At 75.9% G+C, this 4,012-nt stretch carries 2 protein-coding genes and 1 pseudogene; all 3 read right to left on the bottom strand.

The window, feature by feature from the left end; genetic code table 11:
• Positions 1-334: 334 nt before the first annotated feature.
• A complete protein-coding gene (locus CCN29_RS30060) occupies positions 335-2,107 on the bottom strand; it encodes a hypothetical protein (RefSeq protein WP_086685683.1) in 1,773 nt (590 codons plus the stop codon).
• Between the two features lie 338 nt (positions 2,108-2,445).
• Entirely contained in the window at positions 2,446-3,708 is a 1,263-nt protein-coding gene (purD, locus tag CCN29_RS30055; protein WP_031018316.1) for a phosphoribosylamine--glycine ligase, read from the bottom strand.
• A gap of 158 nt (positions 3,709-3,866) precedes the next feature.
• Positions 3,867-4,012, bottom strand: a pseudogene (locus tag CCN29_RS30050) (DNA polymerase III subunit gamma/tau); the annotation flags it as partial.

Raw genomic sequence — 4,012 nt, 5'->3', positions numbered from 1 at the left:
AACCCCTAGTTGCGGCCCGTGCCGTCGTCGGAGGCGGAAGGGGCGGTAGGGACGGCAGGGGGTGAGGGGGTCGGCCACGGGAGGGTGACGGGGGCGAAAGGATCCAAGGGATCGACGGGGTCGGTGTCGTCGGGTGCCGGTGATCCCGTCGCTTCGTCGCTGACGCGCTCCGGTCGCATGACCGTTCCCCCTCCCCTGAGCCTGAACGGCCCCAGCACATCACATTCCGCACGGGCGTCGTCACCGTTCGTCGCGTGCGCGTTGAAGTGGAGCAATGCGCTCCGGGAGCGTGGGGAGGCCGGGTGGACGGCAGGGCGGGCAGCGGGGTCGCGGCTCAGGCGAGGCGTACGGGCTTCTCAGGGCGTATGCCCTGCCGGGTGAGCCAGTTCCGCAGGTCCGAGGGGTCGCCGTCCTCGATGAGGGTCAGCACCTGGGGCGAGAGGTCCGTGGCGCGGGCACCGCCGACGAGGAGGGTGGGTCCGTCGAGCCAGTCGAGGCCGGGGGCGGCGCCCACGGTGTCCATCGCCGCGCAGCAGACCATCGCCGTGATGTGGTCGGCGAGCAGCTCGCGCCCGGTGCGGGGCGGCTGGAGCGGGAAGAGGGGGAGCGCGCGGTCGTCGCGGAGGGGGTCGGGGTCGGGCGTGGCGGAGCCCTGCGGACCGGCGGCGACGGTGGCCGCGGTGGCCTGCTCGCGGGCCAGCTCCGCCGTGAGGCGCGCGGCGAGGGCGGCGCCATGGGCGGTGCCGCCGGCCGGGTCGTCCTCGTCCGGGGCGGGGGCCTCGACGGCCGTCACGGCCGGTACGGGTGCCGGGGGCAGGTCCGGTGACGCGGTGAGGTGGGTCAGGACGCGGGCGAGGGTGGGGCCGTCGGGGGCCCGGGACTCCTCGTCCGCGGGCGGGACGCGCAGGCGGTCGAGTATCCGGTGCAGGCGGGCGGCGTCGGTGCGCCACTTGCGGTCGACGACCTCCTCCGGATAGTCGCCCCAGTGGACCGGCGACCAGTCGGGGCCGGTCTCCGCCGGGCCGCCGTGGAAGAGACGGGCGGCGAGCAGCGAGGTGGCCTCGTCGACCGCGCCCGGCTCCTCCAGCAGGTCGCAGGCGGGACGCTCCCCCAGCCGGGAGGCGAACCCCTCGGCCAGCCGGTCCCGGCGGGACAGCTCGGTGAGGGCGGCGACCACGCCCGCGTTGAGCCGGGCGGGCCAGCGGCCCATCCGCCAGGCGGGCAGCGCCACCCGGGTCAGCAGCCGGTCCCAGCCCGCGTAGGCGAGCCCGACCTGCTCCTGGGCGACGATCCGCAGCCCGTAGTCCACGGTCTTGGCGCGCTCGGCCGCGGCGGCGGCGACCCCGCGCTCCATCTCGGCCGCGTGCACCCGGCTGCCGTGCAGCAGCAGGCGGACCACCCGGCCGACCCCGCCGAGCACCGCGCGGGACACCGGCCCGCGGTCCGGCGCCGACGTCACGGCGACCGCGGCGTCCAGGCCCCGTACGAAGCGCCGGGCGGCGGCTATGTCCGGGTGCGCCGACGGTCCCGTGCCGGCGACGACCGGGGCGAGCAGCGCGCGCAGCTCGGCCACCCGCATCCACCACAGGAACGGCGAGCCGATGACCAGCACCGGCGCGGCGGGCACGCGGCGTGCGGGCCGGCCCGCCTGTGCCGTGTCGCCGCGCTCCTCGGGCGGCGGGGGCGCGTGCGCCGGATGGGTGCGGTCCTCCAGCCAGCTGTCGCAGTCCGGCGTGAGCGCTATGGCGGACGGCGCGGGGACGCCGAGGCGGTCGGCGAGGTCCCTCACCATCCGGTACAGGTCGGGGGCCGCCTCCTCGGCGATCGGCACGGTGGGGCTGACGGCGGGGCGGGCGCGGGCGACGACCAGGGCGACCCCGGCGGCGAGCAGCAGCACCAGCACGGCGACGGGCGTGAGGATCCGGCGGGCGAGGTCCCAGCCGGGGCCGGGCAGATGCCCGGTGGACCCGCCGGCCAGCAGGATCACCGCGGCGGCCGCGGGCAGCAGCGCGACGGCGAGCGCCCGGCTGCGGACACGCAGCACGGCCAGCGCCCGGGCCCGCGCACTCGGCGCACCGGTGTCCGGTCCCGCACCGCTCACGCTCATGGCCCGCCCTCACCCCCTCCCGGCGCCTGACGCAGTCCTGGCTTGCCCATGCCCCCACTGTGGCACCCGCCACTGACATCGCAATGCCGATGGGCCAAGTGCCGGAACGCTTGCGCGGCACCCTAGTTGGGGCCCCGGCCCCCGTCAGCCGGATGGCACATCGCTCACTCGATGGAATAGCTTTGGGGAAAGGTGGTCGACGGACGGCAAGGGTCAGGCCCCGAATCCGCAGGGGATCCGGGGCCTGTGACTTCGGGACCTGTGGCTTCGGGGCCTGTGGCTTCGGGGCCGGTGAGTGACAGCCCTGCCGTGCGTGCCGCTCAGGCGCCCTACGCGCCCTACGCGTTCTGCGCGTCCTGCGCCGCCTTCCGCGCGATGTCCGTACGGTGCTGGGAGCCGTCGAGGCCGATGCGGGCCACGGCGCGGTAGGCGCGGTCGCGGGCCTCGGTGAGGTCCGTGCCGGTCGCCGTCACGGACAGCACGCGCCCGCCCGCGCTGACCACCGTGTCGCCCTCGAGGCGGGTCCCGGCGTGCAGGACGTACGCGTGCGGGGCGTCCTGGGCGGCGACCTCGTCGAGGCCGGTGATCGGGTCGCCGGTGCGCGGGGTGCCCGGGTAGTTGTGCGACGCGACGACCACGGTGACCGCGGCGTCGTCGCTCCAGCGGATCGGCTCCAGGTGGGCGAGGTTGCCGGTGGCGGCGGCCATCAGCAGACCGGCCAGCGGGGTCTTCAGCCGGGCCAGCACCACCTGGGTCTCGGGGTCGCCGAACCGCGCGTTGAACTCGATCACGCGCACACCGCGCGAGGTGATCGCCAGACCGGCGTAGAGCAGACCGGAGAACGGCGTGCCGCGGCGGCGCATCTCGTCCACGGTCGGCTGGAGCACGGTCTCCATGACCTCGTCGACCAGCTTGGGGTCGGCCCAGGGCAGCGGGGAGTACGCGCCCATGCCGCCGGTGTTCGGGCCCTCGTCGCCGTCCAGCGCGCGCTTGAAGTCCTGGGCGGGCTGGAGGGGCACGACGGTCTCGCCGTCGGTGACCGCGAAGAGCGACACCTCGGGACCGTCGAGGTACTCCTCGACGACGACCCGCTCGCACGCGGCGGCGTGGGCGCGGGCCGCTTCGAGGTCGTCGGTCACGACGACGCCCTTGCCGGCGGCGAGCCCGTCGTCCTTGACGACGTACGGGGCGCCGAACGCCCTGAGGGCCGCGTCGGCCTCGTCCGGGGTGGTGCAGACGTAGGAGCGGGCGGTGGGCACGCCGGCCGCCGCCATGACGTCCTTCGCGAAGGCCTTGGAGCCCTCGAGCCGCGCGGCCTCCTTGGAGGGCCCGAAGACGGGGACGCCCGCCTCGCGCACGGCGTCGGCTACCCCGGCGACCAGAGGCGCCTCGGGACCGACCACGACGAGGTCCGCGCCCAGCCGCTGGGCCAGCGCGGTCACGGCGGCGCCGTCGAGGGCGTCGACCTGGTGCAGCTCGGCGACCTCGGCGATGCCGGCGTTGCCGGGCGCGCAGTGCAGCGCGGTGACATCGGGGTCGAGGGACAGGGAGTGGCACAGGGCGTGTTCGCGGGCGCCGCTGCCGATGACGAGGACCTTCACGGGGGTCAGCCTAACGGCAGCCGGCGGGGGTCCTTTGTGCGGGCTTCCGAACGGGTGGGGCGTGAGCGGTTGTACGTTCCTCCGAACCGGCCGGTCACGGGCCTGCCGGAACCGGCGCCTGAGCCCGTGAGCCGGTACGGCGGTGCCCCGCCCGTCCGCTACTCGTTCGTGAACTCCTCGACGACCGTCGCGCCCAGCTCGCGGACCAGGAGCTCCTGACCGGAGAGGGCGGACTCGTCCAGATCGGGGTCGTCGTCCTCCGGGATGTCGTCCTCGGGCGAGACCGGAGGGGGCGGCTCCGGGG

Source organism: Streptomyces pseudogriseolus, from assembly GCA_002154585.1.
Taxonomy (GTDB): domain Bacteria; phylum Actinomycetota; class Actinomycetes; order Streptomycetales; family Streptomycetaceae; genus Streptomyces; species Streptomyces pseudogriseolus.
This window is presented reverse-complemented; position numbering and strand designations above follow the sequence as displayed.

Excerpts from the sequence above, each read along its gene's own strand:
- CCN29_RS30060 (WP_086685683.1), bottom strand. The coding sequence starts at position 2,107 with ATGAGCGTGAGCGGTGCGGGACCGGACACCGGTGCGCCGAGTGCGCGG.